We start from the raw sequence: 21,343 nt of genomic DNA, 5'->3' as shown, positions 1-21,343 counted from the left end.
AATCGCCACAGAATGTTCATTATTGTTTGTAATTTCGAGTCTTTGCGATTTCATTATTTAAAATAAATTTGAAGTAAAAAGGCAGCGACCCACAACACCAAAGTGATCTGAATATACCGGTCTCTGTAAATTATTTTGGTAGGAGATTCGGTTTTATTGTAAACCAAGGTTTGTTGTAAATATCTTAAAAAGGCGAAAACAACAAAAATCACGGTATAGAAAACCCGTGCATGAAAACGTTGCTGAACTTCGGGAGAAAGCGTAAACATTAAATAACAAACAATCGCCAATGTACAACTTACAGAAAGTGCAATATCGGCAAATTGCACATTGTAACCATCTAGAGCTTTTCTGGTTTTACCGGAAATTTGTGCGTTGATCAATTCTCCTCTCCTTTTTCCGATGGCCAAAACGAGCGCTAGAACAAAGGTGAGCAAGATTGCCCATTGAGAAATGAAAATGCCAGTAGCATAACCTCCCGCCAAAACCCTCAAAACAAAACCTAAGGAAATAATACTCACATCGATGATTGCGACGTGCTTAAGCTTAAAAGTATAAGCCAAATTCATGAAAAAATAAAATGCAATGATCGTGGCAAATTTCCAAAAATTATGATGAAAGTATTGCGCACCAAAGTAAATAAGCGCGATACTCAAACTGATGAGCGCAACCAAAACGATGAGCGCTGTTCTTTTTGAAATTGCACCACTTGCAAGTGGCCGTCTTCTTTTTTCCGGATGTTTCCTGTCTGATTCGATATCAGAATAATCATTAATGATGTAAATAGAACTTGCAGCCAAGGAAAAAATAATGAAAGCAAAAATGCTTTTGCCCAATAAATCGAAGTTGGTGATATTGCCGGAGAAAAATAAGGGAACAAAGACGAAAAAATTTTTGATCCATTGTTCTACGCGAAGCAGTTTTAAATATTTAATCATTCGTATAAAAAATCAATTGCGAAATTAGTGATTTTAAAATAAAAAAATCCGCCGAAGCGGATATATAATTATGAATTGAATGAAAAATTACTGTGCAGTTTTTGCATCATTGATCATATCTTGATTTGCAGTAATTGCAAATTCGACTCTTCTGTTCTGCGCTCTACCTGCATCGGTATCGTTACTTGCGATTGGATCAGCTTCACCCATTCCCATCGTATTCATTCTCGCTGAAGCAACTGCTTTAGATGACAAATAACTTTTTACTGCAGCAGCTCTTCTGTCAGAAAGGGAAAGATTATAAGAATCTGCTCCTTTACTGTCTGTATAACCGTAGATATTAATATTAGTATCTGGATTATTTGATAAAACGGTTGCCAACTTATCTAAGTTAGCTTTACCAATTGCTGTTAAATTCGAGGAATCAAAAGCAAAATTAACCATGTTTTCTTTCAGCGTAATTTTTATTCCTTCACCTACTCTTTCTACTTCCGCTCCAGGTAATGTTTCTTTGATTTCTTTTGCTTGCTTATCCATTTTATTACCGATAACATTCCCGGCAACACCACCTACGATCCCTCCTAGAACTGCACCAAGAGCTGAGTTACCCCCTTTTCCGATGTTATTTCCTAAGATTCCACCAAGAACGGCTCCTCCTGTAGCACCGATTACGGTACCTCTTTGCTGATTATTTGAATTTTGTACAGCTTCACAACTTGTCAAGATTAAAGAAGACGAGATGAAAAGTGCAGCGATGTTTGTTTTGTTAAAAATTTTCATAATTTATTTTTTACTATTATTATTTCATTCCTGTTCTAGCGAAATTATAAACGATTCTTACATTATCGCTACCTGAAGGAACATTTTGTTCTAATGAAAACGAATCGGTAGTTTGGCTGATTAAATTAAGAGAATACCCTACAGTAACAGCTTTGGCTTTAGATCCTTCCAATAGTTTCTTGAATTTGAATTCAGTTCCGTTTACTACTTCGAATTTAATAGGTTGAATAAGACTTGGACATGCGCCACCTCCGCTTAAAGTATAAGAACCGCTGTAATTATTCGGGATTAATCTCCAATGACTTCCAACGAAACATTTCGCATCAGCTCCCTCATCAAAAGGTTTAACTTTAAAATTTTTGTCGTAATCAACACTTGTTACTTCCCAATCTCCTTTTAGTTTAAGAAATTCTACACGGTCAGATTGTGCTGTTTTTGCTGTTTTCACGGTGGAACAAGAAACGCTCATGATAGCGCCTACAATTCCTGCAAGTAATAAATTTTTCATAGTGATTTAATTATTTAAAATACAAGTTACAAAAAACCGTGCCAATTGTACACACAAAGAAAAAAAAATCCGTTAAAAACGGATTTTTTTAATATTTAAGTATTTTTTATTTTACTTTTTTCATTTTTTTCTTTTTTACCGCTTTGGTCTTTATGGTAGAAGGAGAAGAATTCGCTTTGTAGAAATTGGTATAAGCGTATTCTGCAGCTTTTTTCAGGTCGATCACACCACCTGCTTCAGATATAAGATCAAATCTATTGTTTGTGTTGGAGCTGATCATCGCATTTACAGTAGATTTATTCGTTGTTTTCACCAATGACTCAATTACTTGAGCAGGTGTTAAATTGGGCATATACGCTAAAAGTACCGCTGCACCACCTGCAACAACTGGAGAAGCCATAGACGTTCCCTGAAGATAGGCGTATTTCGCAGCTGGAACCGTAGAATAAATTTTTTCACCTGGAGCAAAAACATTCACCATTTTCTGATTATAATTGGAAAAATCTGCTCTTAAAAATTCATTATTATTTGTAGAAGCTCCTACCACAATCATGTTGTTGATATAAGGTTTTGCATCTTCCACGTTTTTGAAATTGGTTGGATAATACACATTTTCTGCAACGTTTTCATTTTCGTTACCTGCAGCTTTCACCAAAAGAACTCCTTTGTCCTGTGCATATTTAAACGCCTCCCAAACTACATTTTTACCCGGTGAAACTGGCTTTCCGAAACTCATATTTAATATTTTCGCACCGTTATCAACTGCATATCTTACTGCATTTGCAACATCTTTGTCTCTTTCGTCACCATTAGGAACGGCTCTTACTGCCATAATTTTTGCGACTTTGTAACCCACTCCGTACTGTACTTCTTTTCCTTGCGGAAGTCCAGCAATAATTCCGGCAACGTGTGTTCCATGCTCACCTTTTGGATCTGCATAATGATTGTTACCATAGGTTTTCTGCGTATAATCATCATAATTATCACCAACGATTGCAGCACGAGGATCAAAATCAAGATTATATTGTTTGGTTGCCTGTACTTCGAAATAACCTACAGCTTCTTTCATTTGATCTTTTAAAAATACAAACACTTCTGCAGGTGATTTTCCATTTACATTCGGGTCTTGCGCCATTTGAGACAAAATAGAAGCAGACATTGCCTGTTCCTGATTCGTAGGTTTAATCGCTGCAACCAATTCCGGAGTTAAATTTTGCCCATTAAGCATTCCCACCATCGTTGGAATTAAGTCTTGAATTTTTTTATACGTTTCGTAGCCTTGTTTAGCTTCAACACCTTTCTTTGTAAAAATTTCTTTAGACTTCATGTACATTGCAAAATCTTCAGGCATTTTAGCTTGATTTGCTTTGTTTTTTGCAGAATCGTCGCCTTCGAAAATCGGCTGGTATTTTTTCACAACTCTGGTAACTTCTAAGTTATCATCGGTGATATCACCATTTTTTCCACCAATGAAATTCCATCCGTGAACATCATCAACGTATCCGTTTCCGTCGTCGTCTTTTCCGTTGTTTGGAACTTCATTCGGGTTGGTCCACATGTTTTTGATCAACCCAGGATGACCTACTTCTACTCCGCTGTCTAAAACACCTACAATTACGGGAGTTGCTTTCAGACCTTTGGATTCCAAATATTTATAAGCATTTTGGGTATTTACACCATATATATTGGTAGAAGCGAAATCTTTGTGGTACCAAGTCATCAAATCTTTATCTTGCATCGGATCTAAAGGTGCAACTTCAGTTTGTGCAAAAGTGGCAAAACCTGTCATAAAACAAGCTGCAATGAATATTTTTTTCATAAACTAACGATTTATTTGTTTTGAATGTTTTTTATATAGGTCAAAGATTCCGGTCCTTTGTTACAAAGAAGATCAATGATAGAAAGATCTTCTTGAAAACCAAATTTTTCGGTAAAAGTTTGGTAGTATTCTTCGAGAATAAATTCTTGCTCTTTTTTGGGAGAGAATTTTTCTCTGTAGTTTTCTTCGGTCGGATTTCTAAAATATTCTTCGGTCAAAGAATAACCTTTATCTGTTTTCAGAATTTTCTGAATAATTTTTAAAGCGTTCAGATTAAAAGCAAAGAGGGAATTGGTTTTAAAATTGAAAATTTGTTCGAGTTGATCTTCGTAATATTCAAAATACGGGGATCTTTGATAAGCGGTTTTGATCGATTTCCAATGGATTTTTTCCCAGCCATCGCGGTGCGAAACTTCGATTTCGTTGATGGTTCTAGTGTCGTTATGTTTTACGGGAATGATTAAAAGCAATCTTCCGTTTGCGCCATACACTGCGGTTCTATTACGATATGTCTGTTTGGGAAAACTTTCGAACTGTTCGAAAACGATTTCAGCATCTTCTCGCAGAAAAACCGAAAACCAGGAAATAGGCGGTAGATAAAAGAGGGGTAATAAAATTTTCATAATTAAAAAACCAGTCAGTAAAATTTTAATAAAAAAGCAAATCCCGGGTATTCATCCAAAATTCTAGCCCCGATCGCAACGGCATCCTTTTATGGAGCTTCAGCGGAATAAAAGATATAGTGGAGAGCGGGATTAAGCTCCTAAAACTAATCTTCGGAATCTTTTTTCTTGAATAGTTTTGCTATATAATCCCAACCGAAAAAGACGATTAAAATGATCGCTGCAACCCACCAATAAGAGGTTTTGTTAGCTTCACCGGTGTTTGTAGCTTTGAACATGCGATCCCAACGGAATTTTTTTCCTTCTGGTTGATAAGAGGAACTTTTATCCGGGAAAAGACCTTCTACACTTAACCACGTAAACATGGGAGAACCGACAATATTTTCTTCGGGAACGAAGCCAAAAAACCGAGCATCGAGCGATGCATCGCGGTTGTCACCAATCATCATGTAATAATCTTGCTTGATGGTATATTGCGAAGTTTCTTGTCCGTTGACGAAGATTTTACCGTTTTTGTTTTCGAGTTTGTTGTGCTCGTATTCTGAAATAATCCAGCGGTATTCGGGTAATGTTTCCTGATTTAATTGTACTACATCGCCTTTTTTCGGGATTCTAAGTGGTCCGTACCAATCTTGATTCCATTTTTTGTTGATGGGGAAAATGGATTGCGTGGTATCAACATGTTTCGTGTAGCCATCGTGCATTGCGTTTAATTTGAGGGAAACTGCAGCGGAATCTTTTGGCCAAATATGCTCTTTTAAGTCAATGATTTGTGGCAAAGCTTTGATTTCTCTTGCGGTTTCATCGGTCAAACCTTGGAAATCGTATAAATAACCGGTATGCGTTTGAACTTCCTGCACAGGCAGAAATCCGTATTTCCTGTAAAGCGCGGGAACGTCGAGTTGGCTTCCAGTAGTTGCAATAAATTTATGTTGTTTTTTCTGATCTCCCAAAATGGTTTCGGGTTTCCCATTCACGAAAAGTCTACCCGCACGAAATTCTAAAACATCGCCTGCAACGGCAACACAACGTTTTACATAAGGATCTTTGCGATCGATCGCAGTGTGAACAGAATCTTGGGGATAATTGAAAACAACGATATCGTTTCTCTGTGGTTTACTGAATTGCAGAAGTCTTGCGTACGGTAATTTCACGGCATCAACATAAGATTTCGGATCATCTTTTGGATTTCCTTTTTCGCCAGTATCCATCATTGTTCCCTGCAAAAAAGGAATTGCAAGAGGTCGCATCGGCATTCTGAAACCGTAACTCCATTTATTTACAAAAAGAAAATCTCCTACGAGAAGTGTTCTTTCCATGGATCCTGTTGGAATACCAAAAGGTTGGGTTAAGAAAACGTGTACAATGGTGGCGAAAACGACCGCAAAAGTAATCGATCCAAGAAAAGATTCCTTTTTGCCTTCTGCTTTTTCTTCTTCTGTCAAATACAATTCATTTTCTACTTGCAAATCAGCGTCTTTGGAATAATTAACCGTTGCCATGTAAATGAAAGGAAGGATTACGGTGAGTAATTTTTGAACAAAACTCGTTTTTCCAAAATGCTTCATTAAAAATAAATGGAAAACAGTCATCATAATTGGACCAACAATGGGAATATAAGCTAAAATAACCCACCATTTGGAGTGCTCTGTTTCTTTCTGAATAATGTAATAATTATAAAAAGGAACAAATGCAAAAAGCGGATTATAACCCATCTTTTTAAAAAGTTTCCACGTAGAAATCCCCATCAATACTGAGAGAATGATCACGTAAACCGAATAAGTAAGAAAGTAGTTCATATTTCTGATTGGTAATATTTGAATGATTAGTTTGTTTTAAAGCGCTTTTGTTACAAATGCTTGAGGAATTAAGTATCTACAAATTATTGCTTATTGCTTATTGCTCATAGCTTATTGCATATTGCTTAATGCTTGCTTCTAATTAAAAAGTACGTCTTTCATCGAAAAATTTCCTTTTTTACCTTGAATCCACTCCGCTGCGATTACTGCTCCCAAAGCAAAACCGTTTCTGTTGAAAGCGGTGTGTTTGATTTCGATTTCATCTACGTCGCTTTTGTAGAAAACACTGTGAGTTCCGGGAACCTCATCTTCACGAAGTGCGAAAATTCCCAGTTGATGATCTTTGGTTTCTTCCAATTTCCAGGCATCGAATCTTGGATCATTCTTTATAATTCCCTCCGCTAAAGTGATTGCAGTTCCGCTTGGTGCATCTTTTTTATGGGTGTGATGGATTTCTTCCAATTGAACTTGATATTCAGGGAAATTTTTCATCAGATCGGCTAATTTTTCATTTAAGGCAAAAAATAAATTAACACCCAAACTGAAATTAGAACCATACAAAAAAGCACTATTATTTTCGACTGCAATTTTCTCGATTTCCGGTTTCTGATCGAGCCAACCTGTGGTTCCGCAAATAACTGGAATTTGATTTTGAAGACAAATCCTACTATTTTCAAATGATGCTTCAGGATTAGAAAATTCGATCGCAACATCTGGATTATTCAAATTTTCCAAAGTTGGAGTTTCATTGAGTTGGGCAACAATACTGTGACCTCTTTTTTGGGCAACTTCCTCGATTATTTTACCCATTTTTCCGTAACCAACTAATGCTATTCTCATCATTTTTACGCCAAAAGCGTCAGATTTTAATTAAAAATTATAACTTAAACTTAAACCGGCTTTTGAATTATTTTCGGAAAATTCATCGAAAATTACGGTAGGTTTTAAAGCCAAATCAGGATCTTTTCTCCCTTCATACAAGTGCGCATCTACGACTGCATCGACAATATTCAGAACATAAATCAAGGCTGTAACTGCGATGGCATAATCGCGCTGTCTTTGTGCACGATCCTGAGTTCTACCCAAAGCTTCTGCAGAAATCCCCGGTATTTCTGAAAACTCATGAGGTTGCCCATTCAATTGTGCGATAAAAGCATTTCGGTATCTTGTATATTGTTTTTGATTCCAAAGTGTGATTCCGATTCCGGTTCCGATTCCGCCCCAAACGATCGGAATTTTCCAATATTTTTTATTGTAATATTGTCCGAGTCCAGGTAAAACTGCTGAATACAACCCGGCTTTTGTAGGATTAAATTTCAGTGCTTTTACCGGCGCATTCGCTTCTTGAATATCGGTGAGAACTTCCAATTCTGCTTTCGGTTTATCTACAGAAACAGAGTCTTTAGGATAATTTTCTACCCGAATGGTATCGTTGCGATTGACCTGAGCGAAATAGTTCAAGGAAAATAAAAGAAGCAAAATAAAGGTAAGTTTCTTCATTTATTTAAAGTGTGAAAGAATATTTTCAAGTTCTTCTTCATTTTTGAAATCGAGGACTATTTTTCCTTTTTTACCATTTGCAGCGGCTTTAATTTCGACTTTAACCTCTAAAATATCTGCAAGATTTTTTTCGGCTTTTTTAAAATGATTGGGAAGTGCTGCTTTCGTTTTACTTACCGATTGTTTTGGATTTTTCAGAAGGTTTGATTCTTCTTCGGCCTGTCTTACACTCCAGTTATTCTTTAAAATTTTCTGAAAAAGGTCGACTTGACTTTCTTTGTCATCCAAACTTAGGATTGCTCTACCGTGCCCTGCAGAAATTTCCCCACTTCTGATGGCGTTTTGCATATCGGGATTCAACCTCAACAATCGAATATAATTGGTAATGGTACTTCTTTCTTTCCCTACTCTTTGACTTAAGTTCTCCTGAGTCATTCCAATTTCTTCAAGCAGTCTTTGGTAGGTTAAAGCTATTTCGATCGCGTCTAAATCTTCTCTTTGGATGTTTTCTACCAAAGCCATTTCGAGCAATTCCTGATCGTTCACCAAACGAATATAAGCTGGAATCGTTTCTAAACCTGCAATTTTACTCGCCCGAAAACGTCTTTCTCCCGAAATAATTTCGAACCGATCGCCATCTTTTCTTAACGTTATAGGCTGAATAACGCCTAGATTCTGAATAGATTGCGCTAAATCAGCCAATGCTTTCTCGTCAAAATACGTTCTTGGTTGCGTAGCATTTGGATAAATATCCTCTAAAGCAACTTCTACGATATTACCGACAAATTTGTCAGCACCTTCATCTGTTGCGGAATTCACCGTTGCTTTGGATTCTGCACTTAAAATTGCGCCCAAACCACGACCCATCGCTCTTTTTTTGTCTTTCATTTTTTGTAAATAATTTTAATAAGGATGATTGCTCACCTTTAAAATCAATTTCTAATTCTTAACTAAATTTTCGTTTTTCAATAAAACTTCTTCCGCCAATTGAAGATACTGAATTGCGCCTTTGCTTTCTGCATCGTAGTTCAAAATACTTTCACCAAAACTTGGCGCTTCACTTAAACGAACATTTCTACTGATAATTGTTTCGAAAACCATTTCTGGGAAATGCGAATTGACCTCTTCAACCACTTGATTGGATAATCTCAATCGGGAATCGTACATCGTTAAGAGTAATCCTTCGATATCTAATTCTTTATTGTGAATTTTCTGAACATTTTTAATGGTGTTAAGAAGCTTTCCTAAACCTTCCAAGGCAAAATACTCACACTGAATCGGAATAATTACAGAATCAGCAGCAGTTAAAGCGTTGATCGTAATTAAACCTAAACTCGGCGCGCAGTCAATAATGATATAATCGTAATCGTCTCTTACCGCCTGTAATGCTTCTTTAAGCATATATTCGCGGTTTTCGCGATCTACCAATTCGATTTCGGCAGCAACCAAGTCGATGTGCGATGGAATGATATCAAGATTTGGAGAAGTCGTTTTCTGGATGCACATTTTCGCATCTTCACTACCTTCCAAAAGATTATAGGTTGAAAAATTTGATTGCTCAATTCCTAAACCTGAAGTTGCATTTGCCTGCGGATCAGCGTCTATCAGTAAGATTTTCTTTTCCAAAACTCCCAATGCGGCGGCTAAATTAATGGCAGTAGTTGTTTTACCGACTCCACCTTTTTGATTTGCAACACCTATAATTTTAGCCATTCTTTACAATTTTAATCACCAAAAGTACACTTTTTTCTGATTTTTGGTAGATTGCCAAACCTTGGATTTATATTAAAGCACTATCTATCAATTAATTGCGCTGTAAAAAAATTATCCACAAAAGTAAATCTTTTGTGGATAACTGTTGAGGAGATATCTAAATAAATAATTTTAGTCAAATTGCATGGAGATTGGGAAGTTGAAATAGCTTCTAACAGTTTCCCCATTTAACTTTGCGGGCATCCATTTCCCTTTGATATTTTTAATGGTGTTTTCAGCCTCCTTATTAAATTTGGAATCTGGTCCTTTTGCAGTTATGCTCGAGATCGTTCCGTCTTTTTCTACGATAAAAGTGACTGTAGTTTTTATTAATTCACCGGTTCCTTCAAAATTTTCTGCATTGAAATTGTTCACCACTTTAGTTCTAAATGCATTAATTCCACCGCTGAAAGCTGCTTCTACATCAACAATTGTAACTGGATTGTTATTGACAGGTTTTGTCGGAGCAGGCACAGATTTTATATTTTGATCAACAATTACTGGGGGAGAATTTATAACAACCGGCAATCCAGCAATGGTTTCTGTACCAATTTTCGCATTATTGATCGCACTTAGTGGAGTTGCAGGAGTTTCTTTTTTCGCATCACGTGTAGGTGTTGGAATTTCTAGTTTCACTGTATTTTCAATAATCTTTGGAGGTACAATTGGAGCTACAACGACAGGAACTTCGTCGGGTGGTAATTCAACAGGAGTATAGATCACTCCTCCACTATCAGATTCAAGAATTGTTGGACTTCTGAAAGAATTGATTATTAAAGGGGAAATTGCTAATGTACCAAAAATTGCAACTCCGATCAACAGAGATTTAGTTAGAACATTTGCTTCATTGTTTCGCATTACGTACGCACCGTAATTCTTATTGCGGTTTTCGAAAAGAAGTTCATTGAAACGAAATTCATTTTCAGTGTTCAAAAAATTTTTCATTGAGCAAAGATTTAAAGGTTAAAAAATAAAAATTACCATTATCGTATGAAATTACATACAACAATAAACTATTACCAAATTATAAGCCAAACAATTACTTATTTTATACAAATAGTATTCAATTCATAGCAAAATGAAAAATCAACCAGTGAGAAATTAATTGGATTAGTAGGAAAATTTTGCAAATCATTGCGTCATATTATGAATTTCATCAATGAAAGAAAATTATTCTACGCCTTCATCAATAATTAATGTTATTGTTTTCATTCAGTAAAACCTCCGAAATAATGCCATTCTACTGAGGTTTAATGATTTAGACAGAGCAAACCAATCAATTATTTGAAAAAAATTATTACTATTTGTTGCATATAATAAAATATAAATACCTAATTTTGAATAGCTTAACGCAATAAAAGGTGTTTTCACCCTATAAAATACCGTTAAAACACGGTGAATTACTCGAAATACTTGATATACCTTTACTTATGGAAAAATATCGGGGAAGCTGAAAACCGTACAGAGTAAGCGAAAAAACTAAAAAAACAAATGATGCCAACACAAGAAGACCTCACAAAAGATTTTATGGGCCAATTAATTGGTAAAGTCTATGACACTTTAACCAACAACAACCCAGAGAGTTTAGGACCAAACAATTTTATTGCTTTTGATCCTATTGGGAAAGTGCTAATGAGCAATTCCTTCGATTTCGCCATTAATGGAATTTTTGGAATACCACCAAAACCCAAACCAATTTTAGATAGCAAAGGCAACCAAGTTGTAGATGCAAACGGAAAACCACAATTTGATATGATAGATTATCAAAACATGGTCAATTCCACAAAAAACGGAAATTTTCTAAAAATGGAGCAGTTCGCTGCCATTACAGATGAAGTTCATGATGGAGTTCCCCCATTGCTTCCAAGTGGAAAAGGACGCGCTTTTGCGATTTTCAACCCTACTGGAAAGTCTATTTCTAAAGGATATGGTGATTTGATGGATTGGTGTGAAGTTGCCGATTCCACAATTGACCCGAAGGTTGAAACGAAACTGGCAAAAATGAGGGATAAATTATCAAAAACAAAAGTTTTGAAAAATCCTGAATTTGATCCAGATGAAATTGAAAGTGATACTAATTTGAAAATGATCACGCAGACCTTTGTATCTCCGATGTATAAAAAATATCTGGAATATGCGATTAAATACAACGATGTTTTAGAAACCAATAACGCCATACGAATCGCCGCAGACAATGGAGATTCCGATGCTGCTGCACAAATTTCCATTGACGGAAAGAATATGAAAAAGCGCGAAGACATGGCGCTTCAAGCCTGGAGTTCAATGGGATTCAAGGAGTCCGTTGAGCAAATGCAAAATTATATTGCTGAAGTGGAGGCAAAAAGTATTCTCACCTTAAAAAAGAGACTCGAGAAAGAATATAGAAATAATTTGCGAACCAAAATTTTAGAGTTCACCGACTATTCTGTCTCCTCACCTATTCCTGCAGAAGCGATCCAACTTTCATCGGGCTGGACAAAATTTGATTCAAAAACCATGGCCTCTTCAAGCAGCTACAACCACTCAGTACACGCAGCTTCTATAAAAGCCGGTTTCAATGCCCTATTTGTAAAAGGAAATGCAGGTTCGAGTTTTAATCGAGACAGTATGAACAGTAACTTCTCCAGTGAAGATTTCAGTTTCAGTTTCAAAATCGGAAAAGTTGCAGTTGCGCGAGGTTGGCTCAATCAAAATTTCCTGGAATCTAAGTATTGGAGATTAGCAAATAATTCACCACAGTCCATTAACAAGGATATTCTAAGTGATGGAAACGGGAAAGGTTTATTATCATCTTTAATTACGGAGTTAATCATGGTAAAAGATGTTTCCTTTAAATTTAACACGCAGTCTGCTAATTATTCTAAAATCAAAACCCATTTCGATGCAGGTGGCGGTTTCAGTTTCGGACCATTTTTTAATTCAAGTGCGAAATATTCTTACGACAACACCAATATTCAATCGAGTTCTCAATTTAAGAATGGAGAATTAAGTTCTCCCGATATTTCAATAATTGGTTACAAATGTCGCATTCTACCAAAATCCCCGAATACTGATCCAAGTATCAAAAAATTTGTGAGCGCAACTGAGTCATAAATCCATAGATCAGCAGGAAAGAATTCTTTCCTGCTGATTTTAAAAAAAAACAAAACTCATGAAATATTATATCGCAGTTTTCGAAAAACTGAGGGAAATTTATGTTTCTCGGGGCGCCATGGAAAATGACCTTCCTTTGATCTGTCCTTCCTTGCGCATGTACGAAAATGAAGATTTAGAACTTCTGAAACCGGCCTCTTTACTCAATGATGACCAGAAAAAAACAGAATCTATTCTAAAAAAACAAAACATTTCTTATGAATTGAATTCGGTGCCTATTTCCGCCTATTTTTGGGATCTCAATGTAAATACCGCACTTTTTGATATTTACCGGGATATTTTGGAATACAGTAATATTAGAGATTTTGAGCAAAATTTTATGCGGATTTCTGTGAATTCAAGCGCCATTCTAAGTGATTCAAAAAACGCGGATACCAAAGAATATAAAAGCTACAAGAAATACAGACTTGCGTATGATTTGGCCTTACAAAAAATCACAGAACACCTCTCAACTTTTGAAGATTTAAACACTGACGACCAAAAAACAAACTGGAAAGATCAATTTTTAAGCCTTAATAATTCTAAAGAATTGGCAATGTCTGAGTGGAAAGTTCGAGGTTTCAAAGATCTCATCGAAAAAGAATTGGTTAGAATAAATGCTAATTCTGATGCTGATCTTTATTTGGCGATGTCACGTGATGCAAAATTCTCTTTCGATTCGGCAGAAAGAACAGACATCATTACATTTTCTGCAATTCACGACATCAATTTTATTCCTTATGATTTTATGGAAAATGAATCTGGGTGGAACTCTTTAAAACTCAATAAGCAGGAAATGGAAACCCTTTATCTCGCGGCAAAAAGCGGTAACCAAAATTTACCTTCCGAGATTTTATCCATTGATTATGATGAAAGTGGAATTGAAGCCATAGAAGTTGATTATAGTTTTGTACACCTTAAAAGATCTTGGTTTAACAAAAATTTTATGCTTTCCCCTTTCTTTGAATGGAAAGAAAGCAAACCAATTTCGGATGGCGTTACAATTTCTGATGGATTTAAGCTTCCAGCGATTCCGAAAACGATGATGCTCATCAAAAATCTGAAAATAATTCTGGATTCCTCTGTTAATTCAGCAGATGTGAATGACCCCAATAAACTAATCTTTTTTGGACCCATGATTATGAAGCAGCAACTCTTCATCAACAAAAATAATAATGAAAGATTTCTAAAAGTAGTTACGGACAAAAAAATCTTACAATCTGATCAGCTTTCGTACTTATCCAGAAAAGCTACTCCACAAATGGTGAACATACAAATACCGGGAAAAAGACCACAAATCTTTGAAAGCACCACTGGTGATCCAGTAACACCCGTTTTTAATACCATTAAAGTAGATCGAATGAAAATGGGAACGGTACTAACTTCCAGACAAATTTTTACTGCGGTGACTCCACAACCAATTGAACCTGTGCGGACAACAGTTGCAACTCCTCTCGCAACAGACCCAATAAGACCAAAAACGTTTCCCACCAATATAAAGCTTACTTCTGCGATCTTTGTTCCCATAAATTTACCAGTATTTGAGAATCTTTCTAATGTTACTTTTCGGGTTATTGATAACAAAAACAATGCGCCAGTTTATAAGTGCAGCATTTCTATCATTGGAACCAATAGTAATAACGAAACCAACAGAATTTTTAATATTGAAACTGACCTGGATGGTACAATCTCTCAAAAGCTACCAATTGGCGACTATAATATCAGTTTAAAAATTAATGAATACGCCGCATTCGATGCCAAAATAAATGTTCCCACTACCAATCCAATAACTTTGGAGTATAAACTTCAAAGAAAACAAATTCAATTTAAGTCATTTTTCCTCATCGGTATGGTCTGCGAAAAAATGCCGAAAATACCTGCTCATTAAACCAAAAAAAAATTATAAAAAATGATTACTTTAAAATACCGAGCAAAAGCACCGGAAGTTTATACCCTCTGCGAAATGCTACATAAACTAGGCTATGCCGTAAAGATTTCTGATTCATTTACCTTAGAAGTAGATGCTGCAGTAAAAGATTTTCAGAAAAAAAACGCACTCGTAAGCGACGGAATTGTGGGAATGAAAACATGGCAAGTTTTATTCGACAAAAGTTCGAAAATATTCAGCAGTAATAATCTATTTTTGTCTGAATCAGATTTGGTTAATTTTTCTAAAGAACACCATCTCGAATTGGCCGCAGTAAAAGCGATTAACGAGGTAGAAAGTTCTGGCAAAGGTTTCCTCATCAATGGTAAACCAAAAATACTATTTGAAGGTCATGTTTTTTGGCAGCAACTTCAAAAAAGAGGCATCAAACCTGAAACTATTTTAAATTCAACCAACAAAAATGTTCTCTATCCCAAATGGACTAAAGCTTTTTACCAAGGCGGTGTAAAAGAATACGACCGGCTCAACCAAGCCATCGCAATCAAATCAGATCCCAAAATAAAAGAGGCCGCTTTAGCTTCTGCTTCTTGGGGAAGTTTCCAAATTATGGGATACCATGCAGTGAGTTTGGGATATCCTACTGTGCAAAATTTTGTAGACAAAATGTACCTTCACGAAAGAGAACACTTAAAAGCTTTTGGTAAATTCCTGGAAACCAACAACATTATGACTGATTTAAGAAATAGAAATTGGGCAAAAGTAGCACAAAAATATAACGGAGCGAGTTATAAATTAAATAAATATGACCTGAAATTACAAAAAGCGTACGAGAAGTATTCTTAATTAAAATGAAAAAAAGCTGGGAAAAATATTCTTCCCAGCTTTTCTTTTTTTGGAATCAGTTCTATTAAAATAATTCTTTTCGAATAATGTTTTGGCTGCGTTCTGGTCCTACAGAAACGAGATACACATTAATTCCTAAATATTTTTCAATAAACTCGATGTATTTTTTTGCGTTTTCTGGGAGTTCATCATAACTTCTAACTTTAGTTAAATCTTCATCCCAACCTTGCAATTCTTCGTACAACGGTTCGTAATTGTATAATTTCGTGGTGGATGAAGTGAAGTAATCGATGATTTTTCCGTCTTCTGTTTTGTATTTTGTTGCAATTTTTATAGGCGAAATTCCTGATAAAACATCCAGTTTTGTGATCACTAAATTGTTGATTCCATTGATCATCGTTGCATGTTTCAACGAAACCAAATCCAACCAACCTGTTCTTCTTGGTCTTCCTGTAGTCGCGCCAAATTCAAAACCAATCTGTCGGATTTTTTCACCCAATTCATTATCCAATTCTGTTGGAAAAGGTCCTTCTCCAACTCTTGTGGTGTATGCTTTTGCAACACCGATTAAATTTTGAAGACTTGTTGGCGGAACTCCGGCTCCGGAACAAACACCACCCGTTGTTGGTGAAGAAGAGGTCACATAAGGATATGTTCCGAAATCAATATCCAACATTGCAGCTTGTGCACCTTCGAACAAAATATTTTTTCCATCGTGAATTGCTTGGTTCAATTCTACTTCGGTGTCAACAATACGGTCTTTCAGTTTTTCTCCTAATTCTAAAAATTCACTGTAAATTTCATCAAATTCTAAAGTCGGTTTTTCAAAATATTTTTCGAAAAGCGAATTTTTTATTTTTAAATTTTTTCTAATTTTTTCTGCCAATACTTCAGGATTCAAAAGATCAACCATTCGAATTCCGACCCTTGCGATTTTATCTTCATAACAAGGCCCGATTCCTTTTTTTGTGGTTCCAATGTGAGTTCCCTCTTCTTCTTCCTCGCGATAAGTATCGAGCAAAATGTGATAAGGCATTATTACGTGCGCTCTTCTGCTGATAAAAACGTGATCGGTTCGCATTCCTTTCGCTTCAATTTGTCCGATTTCTTTCAGAAAAGCTTTAGGATTCACTACTACTCCATTCGCGATGACACATTTTCCTTTGCACTGCAAAACTCCCGACGGAAGCAAGTGTAAAACAAATTTTTCTTCACCTGCGTAAACAGTATGACCTGCATTATCACCTCCCTGAAAACGTACCACATAATCAGATTTTGCCGACAAAACATCTGTTATTTTTCCTTTGCCTTCGTCACCATATTGAAGACCAACAACCACATAAGTCGCCATATTTTTACTTTTTTTTAGATTTCTACAAAAATAGAGTTATTAAAAGTTTTGGGCAAAAATTTGAATACAAATAATTTTTTTTAACAACAATATGATTATTAAAACCCTAAAAAATTAAAATACAAAAAATCCCTTAAAAAACATTAAATTTGCACTTTGAAAATATTATATGGAATCTGTTCAAATTCACGACAAAACATTTGTTCCTTATCTAAAAGATGCGGAGATTCAGGAAATTGTTAAAGCAACTGCCCTGAAAATTTACGAAGATTACAAAGATGAAACCCCTGTATTTATTGGAGTTTTAAACGGTGTCATCATGTTTTTTTCCGATTTATTAAAACATTATCCCGGAAAATGCGAAATTGCATTTATACAAATGAGTTCATACTCTGGAACACAAACTACGGGAATTGTGTATCAAAAAATGGAATTAACGAAAGACATTAAAGACCGCCACATCATCTTGGTTGAAGATATTGTAGACACGGGAAATACCGTAGAAAGTCTATTTCAATATTTTAAAGAAACCCAAAGACCAAAATCAGTAAAATTAGCTTCTTTTCTTTTAAAGCCTGATGTTTACAAGAAAGAATTTAAATTAGATTACATTGGAAAAGAAATTCCGAACAAATTCGTTTTAGGATATGGGTTAGATTATGATGAATTAGGAAGAAACCTAAAAGATTTATATCAGTTAGAAGAAGGTCGTATTAATGAATAACTCGATTTTTTTAAAAGAAATATAACAAGAAGCAAATCTCATAATATTCAAACAGTAAAAAATGATTAACATCGTTCTATTTGGTCCTCCAGGAAGCGGAAAAGGTACACAAGCTCAGAATTTAATTGAAAAATTTAATCTGAAACAAATTTCTACCGGTGATTTATTTCGTTACAACATGAAAAATGATACTGAATTGGGGAAACTCGCGAAATCATATATTGATAAAGGAGAACTGGTTCCTGATCAAGTGACCACCGATATGTTGACTGATGAAGTTAGAAAACCCAGTGATTCTAAAGGTTTTATTTTCGATGGTTATCCCAGAACTACAAACCAAACTGAGCAATTAGAGAAAATTGTAAAAGAAGTTTTAAATGATGAAATTTCAATCTGCATTTCTTTGGTAGTTGAGGATGAAATTTTAGTACAACGCCTTCTAAACAGAGGTAAAACGAGCGGAAGAACAGATGATTCCAATGAAGAAATCATTAGAAATAGAATCAAAGAATATTACGCAAAAACGGCAGAAGTTGCCGAACTTTACAAGCAACAAGGCAAATATGTTGAAGTGAACGGAGTTGGAGAAATAGATGAAATATCTGAAAAGCTTTTTGCCGAAATAGAAAAAATAAAATAAAAGGAGTTGTGGGATTTGAGTTACGAGGTTCGCTCTCACAATAACTCGAAACACGAACCTCGAAACAAAAATTAAAATGTCAAACTTCGTCGATTACGTAAAAATTCATTGTAAATCAGGTCATGGTGGTGCAGGTTCATCGCATCTTCGCCGTGAAAAATATATTCCAAAAGGAGGTCCTGATGGTGGCGATGGCGGAAGAGGCGGTCACGTAATCATGAAAGGGAATGCCCATGAATGGACCCTTTTACCACTTCGCTACACCCGACACATCAAAGCTGAAAGAGGTCAAAACGGAATGAAAAACCAGTTGACCGGAGCTTATGGTGAAGATATTTATATTGAAGTTCCACTCGGAACCATTGCCAAAAATGAAGAAGGTGAAATCATCGCTGAAATTTTGGAAGATGGCCAAGAAATCATCATTAAACATGGTGGTCGAGGTGGAAAAGGCAACGAACATTTCAAATCTGCAACCAATCAAACGCCGCGTTTTGCGCAACCTGGTGAAGATGGCGAAGAAGGTTTTGTGATTTTTGAACTCAAACTTTTGGCAGATGTGGGTCTCGTTGGCTTTCCAAATGCAGGGAAATCTACGCTTCTCGCAGCAGTTTCTGCGGCAAAACCAAAGATTGCAAACTACGCTTTTACCACTTTGGCTCCGAATTTAGGAATCGTGGATTACAGAAATTACAAATCTTTTGTAATGGCAGATATTCCGGGAATCATCGAAGGAGCGGCGGAAGGAAAAGGTCTTGGTCACCGTTTTTTGAGACATATCGAAAGAAATTCTATTCTTTTATTTATGATTCCGGCGGATTCTGAAAGTCATTTTCAGGAATTTAAAATTTTGGAAAATGAATTGAAAGAATACAATCCTGAGTTGATGGATAAAGATTTTTTAATTTCTGTGTCTAAATCTGATTTATTGGATGATGAGTTAAAAGCTGAAATCGCCAAAGAATTTCCGGAAAACCGCAAACCCATTTTCTTTTCCGGCGTTACGCAGGAAGGAATTATGGAACTGAAAGACGCGATCTGGAAAAGATTGCACGGTGAAGGACAAAACTTATAGATTTTTTTTAACCGCAAAAGAAGAAAAAAACTTTTGTACCTTTAAACGAGCAAAAGTATAAATGATATTTTTTAGAAAACCCCCAATTCATTTGATTGAATTGGGGGTTTTGTTGATTTGTGATGGTTCAAAGGCGGAGATTGTGCGGAGCGTAGAAATCTGGCTATTAAAACTTCATACCCGCTTGTAGAAATATTCTGTTAGCTGTAGTGCTTTTTTAGTAGTCAACTATGACAAAGTCCAGGTTTTTTGTTACAAAAAGAAAATTATCAATAAATTCGGATTTAGGAGCATTTATATATTCCTTATGTAATTCGGCAATCTCCCTTTTAGTTAAGTTTTTCGTATTTTTTCTTGATAATTCTATCTCTTTTTCAGTTTTCCAGTTCTCAAAATACTCCTTAACTTCATTCTGATAATCAGCAGTTTTTTTATATTAAACAAACTGGATTACTTTGAATTTCAAATATTCATCCTTTGTTACTTCTTTACTTCTTTCAATATTGTCATTCTTTATCGTCATTAATTGGTATTTACTGAATAGATAGGAATAACCAAAGTTTGCAGAGTCAAGAAAGTCCCCAGTTGGAATTATTAAAATTCCATTATAGTTAAGGCTAATTTGTTTGTCACCAAACAATTCTTTATAAACAGAAATATATTCGCGTTTTTCAGACTCTATATTTTGAATTTTAATATCAAACAACTTTAAAAAATTATTTTCAATTTTAAAAGTTGCAATATATCCTCGATAATTTCCTGTAGAAAATTGAATTGGAATAGGTTTATTTCTATATTTATTAAACATTTTGATTTTCCCTCCATAAATTGGATCTAATTCAGGATGTATTTTAAAAAACTGTTCTAGTGGATTATTTAACAAATCAAACTGCTTTTCGTCAATTATGATTTTGTCTGGCGTTTGAGCAGTTGCAAAAATTTTACAAATAGAAAAACTAAAAATTAATATAAATAACTTGATTTTCATTTTGTTACGTTTTTTTTAGCATTACAGCTAACGGTTGGGTATTTCTGCAGGCGGGATAAAAATACGAAAACTTTCTACTTGCTAAAAACTTAATTAATCGCTAAAATCTTCGATGAAAACTTCATACCCGCTTGCAGAAATACTTTGTTATCTGCAGATTATTTTAGTATTAACGCAATGTTTAAGGATGGATAAATGCTTTACCACATTCACAACAAACATTGTCCTCATAAAATCTTCTATTTATATGATCACATTTAGGACATTTTAAAACCACTTCGTTACACTTCGCGCATCTACCTAATTGTCCATCATCTCCCACATATCTTGAGATTGGATTTTGGCGACTCAATACATCCGAACCAATCATAACTACAAATTTTATTATTGATCCAATTGTCTGTCCAGCCGAAGGCAAGAAAAAACTGGAATGATTTGCACAATGAGGACATGTTCCCTCAAATAGTATTTCCATTATATAGTTTCTTTTAAGATCTGTCTTTCTTCGCGACCCAAGCGGGATTTTTATCTTTCGAAACCAAAGTATTCGCAATATTACTTGCCGTTTTTGCATCTCCACTTTTTGAGAAATGCTTTTGAGCATCAGCAATTGTTTTATAAGTGCCTCTTTTTCCAGAGTAATTGCCTCCGGTTTGTGTCTTGTGATTGTTAGTATTCAAATAATCTGCGACACCTTTTCCACTGGTTTTCCTACCCATGCCGCTTAATGAATTCGCTAAATCGGCGATCGCTTGAAATAAATTTTTGCTCATAATTACTTAATTTATAAATTGAAAATTTCTAGATTTAATGTTTGAAATTTATGAATATTAAAAATAGAAATTTATTTAATATTTTGGTACTTTTATAGGTGTTTTTTTTAATTTGCAGATAACGCCCGTCGGCTTTGCGAAGTGCGAAGCATTTCGCAAAACCGACAGTTAGGCGAATGTTTTTGTTTATGCTAATTTACAAAAACAAGT

20 protein-coding genes are annotated in these 21,343 nt (G+C 35.3%); 6 read left to right on the top strand and 14 right to left on the bottom strand.

From position 1 onward, the window contains the following. Positions 1–53 precede the first annotated feature (53 nt). From BW932_RS09895 to BW932_RS09845, 11 genes are all read right to left on the bottom strand, one after another. Positions 54–938, bottom strand: a complete 885-nt coding sequence (locus BW932_RS09895; RefSeq protein WP_076387347.1) for a decaprenyl-phosphate phosphoribosyltransferase — start codon at positions 936–938, stop codon at positions 54–56. 87 nt (positions 939–1,025) lie between these two features. Then, complete coding sequence (locus tag BW932_RS09890; protein ID WP_076387346.1) at positions 1,026–1,718, bottom strand: OmpA family protein; 693 nt, start codon at positions 1,716–1,718, stop codon at positions 1,026–1,028. Between the two features lie 19 nt (positions 1,719–1,737). After that, positions 1,738–2,226 (bottom strand): lipocalin family protein, encoded by a 489-nt coding sequence (locus BW932_RS09885; protein ID WP_076387345.1) that lies wholly within the window; start codon positions 2,224–2,226, stop codon positions 1,738–1,740. A 106-nt stretch (positions 2,227–2,332) separates the two neighbouring features. Further along, complete coding sequence (locus BW932_RS09880; protein WP_076387344.1) at positions 2,333–4,045, bottom strand: S8 family serine peptidase; 1,713 nt, start codon at positions 4,043–4,045, stop codon at positions 2,333–2,335. 11 nt (positions 4,046–4,056) lie between these two features. Then, positions 4,057–4,668, bottom strand: a complete 612-nt coding sequence (locus tag BW932_RS09875; RefSeq protein WP_076387343.1) for a WbqC family protein — start codon at positions 4,666–4,668, stop codon at positions 4,057–4,059. A gap of 146 nt (positions 4,669–4,814) precedes the next feature. Next, a complete protein-coding gene (gene lepB / locus BW932_RS09870) occupies positions 4,815–6,467 on the bottom strand; it encodes a signal peptidase I (protein WP_076387342.1) in 1,653 nt (550 codons plus the stop codon). Positions 6,468–6,605: 138 nt separating this feature from the next. Further along, the gene (gene dapB / locus BW932_RS09865; protein WP_076387456.1) at positions 6,606–7,307 is read right to left on the bottom strand and encodes a 4-hydroxy-tetrahydrodipicolinate reductase; all 702 of its coding nucleotides are present in this window, start codon (positions 7,305–7,307) and stop codon (positions 6,606–6,608) included. A 30-nt stretch (positions 7,308–7,337) separates the two neighbouring features. Next, complete coding sequence (locus BW932_RS09860) at positions 7,338–7,967, bottom strand: DUF5683 domain-containing protein (protein WP_076387341.1); 630 nt, start codon at positions 7,965–7,967, stop codon at positions 7,338–7,340. Next, on the bottom strand, positions 7,968–8,855 hold the full coding sequence (locus BW932_RS09855) for a ParB/RepB/Spo0J family partition protein (RefSeq protein ID WP_076387340.1): 888 nt from the start codon (positions 8,853–8,855) through the stop codon (positions 7,968–7,970). 51 nt (positions 8,856–8,906) lie between these two features. Continuing rightward, positions 8,907–9,680: a ParA family protein gene (locus tag BW932_RS09850; RefSeq protein WP_076387339.1), complete on the bottom strand. Its 774-nt coding sequence runs from the start codon at positions 9,678–9,680 to the stop codon at positions 8,907–8,909. 171 nt (positions 9,681–9,851) lie between these two features. Beyond that, positions 9,852–10,664 carry an energy transducer TonB gene (locus tag BW932_RS09845; RefSeq protein ID WP_076387338.1) on the bottom strand — a complete coding sequence of 271 codons (813 nt, stop codon included), beginning with the start codon at positions 10,662–10,664 and terminating at the stop codon, positions 9,852–9,854. A gap of 546 nt (positions 10,665–11,210) precedes the next feature. Between BW932_RS09845 and BW932_RS09840 the strand changes: the two genes are divergently transcribed. Genes BW932_RS09840 through BW932_RS09830 form a run of 3 tightly spaced genes read left to right on the top strand, consistent with a single transcriptional unit; the run spans position 11,211 to position 15,582 of the window. Then, a complete protein-coding gene (locus BW932_RS09840) occupies positions 11,211–12,812 on the top strand; it encodes a hypothetical protein (protein ID WP_076387337.1) in 1,602 nt (533 codons plus the stop codon). 58 nt (positions 12,813–12,870) lie between these two features. Continuing rightward, entirely contained in the window at positions 12,871–14,739 is a 1,869-nt protein-coding gene (locus BW932_RS09835) for a hypothetical protein (RefSeq protein ID WP_076387336.1), read from the top strand. 21 nt (positions 14,740–14,760) lie between these two features. Next, a complete protein-coding gene (locus BW932_RS09830) occupies positions 14,761–15,582 on the top strand; it encodes an N-acetylmuramidase domain-containing protein (RefSeq protein WP_076387335.1) in 822 nt (273 codons plus the stop codon). 64 nt (positions 15,583–15,646) lie between these two features. Here BW932_RS09830 and BW932_RS09825 read toward each other — a convergent pair whose 3' ends face one another. Continuing rightward, positions 15,647–16,933, bottom strand: coding sequence for an adenylosuccinate synthase (locus tag BW932_RS09825; RefSeq protein ID WP_076387334.1), 1,287 nt, complete (start codon positions 16,931–16,933; stop codon positions 15,647–15,649). 169 nt (positions 16,934–17,102) lie between these two features. On the opposite strand from BW932_RS09825, the gene BW932_RS09820 reads away from it, so the two are divergent. The 3 genes from BW932_RS09820 (at position 17,103) to obgE (ending at position 19,372) form a co-directional block, all read left to right on the top strand. Further along, complete coding sequence (locus BW932_RS09820; protein ID WP_076387333.1) at positions 17,103–17,657, top strand: phosphoribosyltransferase; 555 nt, start codon at positions 17,103–17,105, stop codon at positions 17,655–17,657. 61 nt (positions 17,658–17,718) lie between these two features. Next, entirely contained in the window at positions 17,719–18,297 is a 579-nt protein-coding gene (locus BW932_RS09815; RefSeq protein WP_076387332.1) for an adenylate kinase, read from the top strand. A 76-nt stretch (positions 18,298–18,373) separates the two neighbouring features. Beyond that, positions 18,374–19,372, top strand: coding sequence for a GTPase ObgE (gene obgE / locus BW932_RS09810; RefSeq protein ID WP_076387331.1), 999 nt, complete (start codon positions 18,374–18,376; stop codon positions 19,370–19,372). Between the two features lie 436 nt (positions 19,373–19,808). Here the strand turns inward: obgE and BW932_RS09805 are convergent, their stop codons facing one another. Both BW932_RS09805 and BW932_RS09800 read right to left on the bottom strand, forming a co-directional pair. Beyond that, positions 19,809–20,360 (bottom strand): hypothetical protein, encoded by a 552-nt coding sequence (locus tag BW932_RS09805; RefSeq protein ID WP_076387330.1) that lies wholly within the window; start codon positions 20,358–20,360, stop codon positions 19,809–19,811. Between the two features lie 488 nt (positions 20,361–20,848). Further along, a complete protein-coding gene (locus tag BW932_RS09800) occupies positions 20,849–21,133 on the bottom strand; it encodes a hypothetical protein (RefSeq protein WP_076387329.1) in 285 nt (94 codons plus the stop codon). Positions 21,134–21,343: the final 210 nt, after the last annotated feature.

Source organism: Kaistella chaponensis, from assembly GCF_900156725.1.
In the GTDB taxonomy this organism is placed as follows: domain Bacteria; phylum Bacteroidota; class Bacteroidia; order Flavobacteriales; family Weeksellaceae; genus Kaistella; species Kaistella chaponensis.
Note: the sequence above shows the minus strand (reverse complement) of the source record. Positions and strands in the feature narration are given on the sequence as shown.

Excerpts from the sequence above, each read along its gene's own strand:
- BW932_RS09880 (WP_076387344.1), bottom strand. The coding sequence starts at position 4,045 with ATGAAAAAAATATTCATTGCAGCTTGTTTTATGACAGGTTTTGCCACT.
- BW932_RS09820 (WP_076387333.1), top strand. The coding sequence starts at position 17,103 with ATGGAATCTGTTCAAATTCACGACAAAACATTTGTTCCTTATCTAAAA.
- BW932_RS09815 (WP_076387332.1), top strand. The coding sequence starts at position 17,719 with ATGATTAACATCGTTCTATTTGGTCCTCCAGGAAGCGGAAAAGGTACA.
- BW932_RS09850 (WP_076387339.1), bottom strand. The coding sequence starts at position 9,680 with ATGGCTAAAATTATAGGTGTTGCAAATCAAAAAGGTGGAGTCGGTAAA.
- obgE (WP_076387331.1), top strand. The coding sequence starts at position 18,374 with ATGTCAAACTTCGTCGATTACGTAAAAATTCATTGTAAATCAGGTCAT.
- BW932_RS09825 (WP_076387334.1), bottom strand. The coding sequence starts at position 16,933 with ATGGCGACTTATGTGGTTGTTGGTCTTCAATATGGTGACGAAGGCAAA.
- BW932_RS09805 (WP_076387330.1), bottom strand. The coding sequence starts at position 20,360 with ATGAAAATCAAGTTATTTATATTAATTTTTAGTTTTTCTATTTGTAAA.
- BW932_RS09840 (WP_076387337.1), top strand. The coding sequence starts at position 11,211 with ATGATGCCAACACAAGAAGACCTCACAAAAGATTTTATGGGCCAATTA.
- BW932_RS09845 (WP_076387338.1), bottom strand. The coding sequence starts at position 10,664 with ATGAAAAATTTTTTGAACACTGAAAATGAATTTCGTTTCAATGAACTT.
- BW932_RS09875 (WP_076387343.1), bottom strand. The coding sequence starts at position 4,668 with ATGAAAATTTTATTACCCCTCTTTTATCTACCGCCTATTTCCTGGTTT.
- BW932_RS09835 (WP_076387336.1), top strand. The coding sequence starts at position 12,871 with ATGAAATATTATATCGCAGTTTTCGAAAAACTGAGGGAAATTTATGTT.
- BW932_RS09885 (WP_076387345.1), bottom strand. The coding sequence starts at position 2,226 with ATGAAAAATTTATTACTTGCAGGAATTGTAGGCGCTATCATGAGCGTT.
- BW932_RS09855 (WP_076387340.1), bottom strand. The coding sequence starts at position 8,855 with ATGAAAGACAAAAAAAGAGCGATGGGTCGTGGTTTGGGCGCAATTTTA.
- lepB (WP_076387342.1), bottom strand. The coding sequence starts at position 6,467 with ATGAACTACTTTCTTACTTATTCGGTTTACGTGATCATTCTCTCAGTA.
- BW932_RS09830 (WP_076387335.1), top strand. The coding sequence starts at position 14,761 with ATGATTACTTTAAAATACCGAGCAAAAGCACCGGAAGTTTATACCCTC.
- BW932_RS09895 (WP_076387347.1), bottom strand. The coding sequence starts at position 938 with ATGATTAAATATTTAAAACTGCTTCGCGTAGAACAATGGATCAAAAAT.
- BW932_RS09890 (WP_076387346.1), bottom strand. The coding sequence starts at position 1,718 with ATGAAAATTTTTAACAAAACAAACATCGCTGCACTTTTCATCTCGTCT.
- BW932_RS09860 (WP_076387341.1), bottom strand. The coding sequence starts at position 7,967 with ATGAAGAAACTTACCTTTATTTTGCTTCTTTTATTTTCCTTGAACTAT.
- BW932_RS09800 (WP_076387329.1), bottom strand. The coding sequence starts at position 21,133 with ATGAGCAAAAATTTATTTCAAGCGATCGCCGATTTAGCGAATTCATTA.
- dapB (WP_076387456.1), bottom strand. The coding sequence starts at position 7,307 with ATGAGAATAGCATTAGTTGGTTACGGAAAAATGGGTAAAATAATCGAG.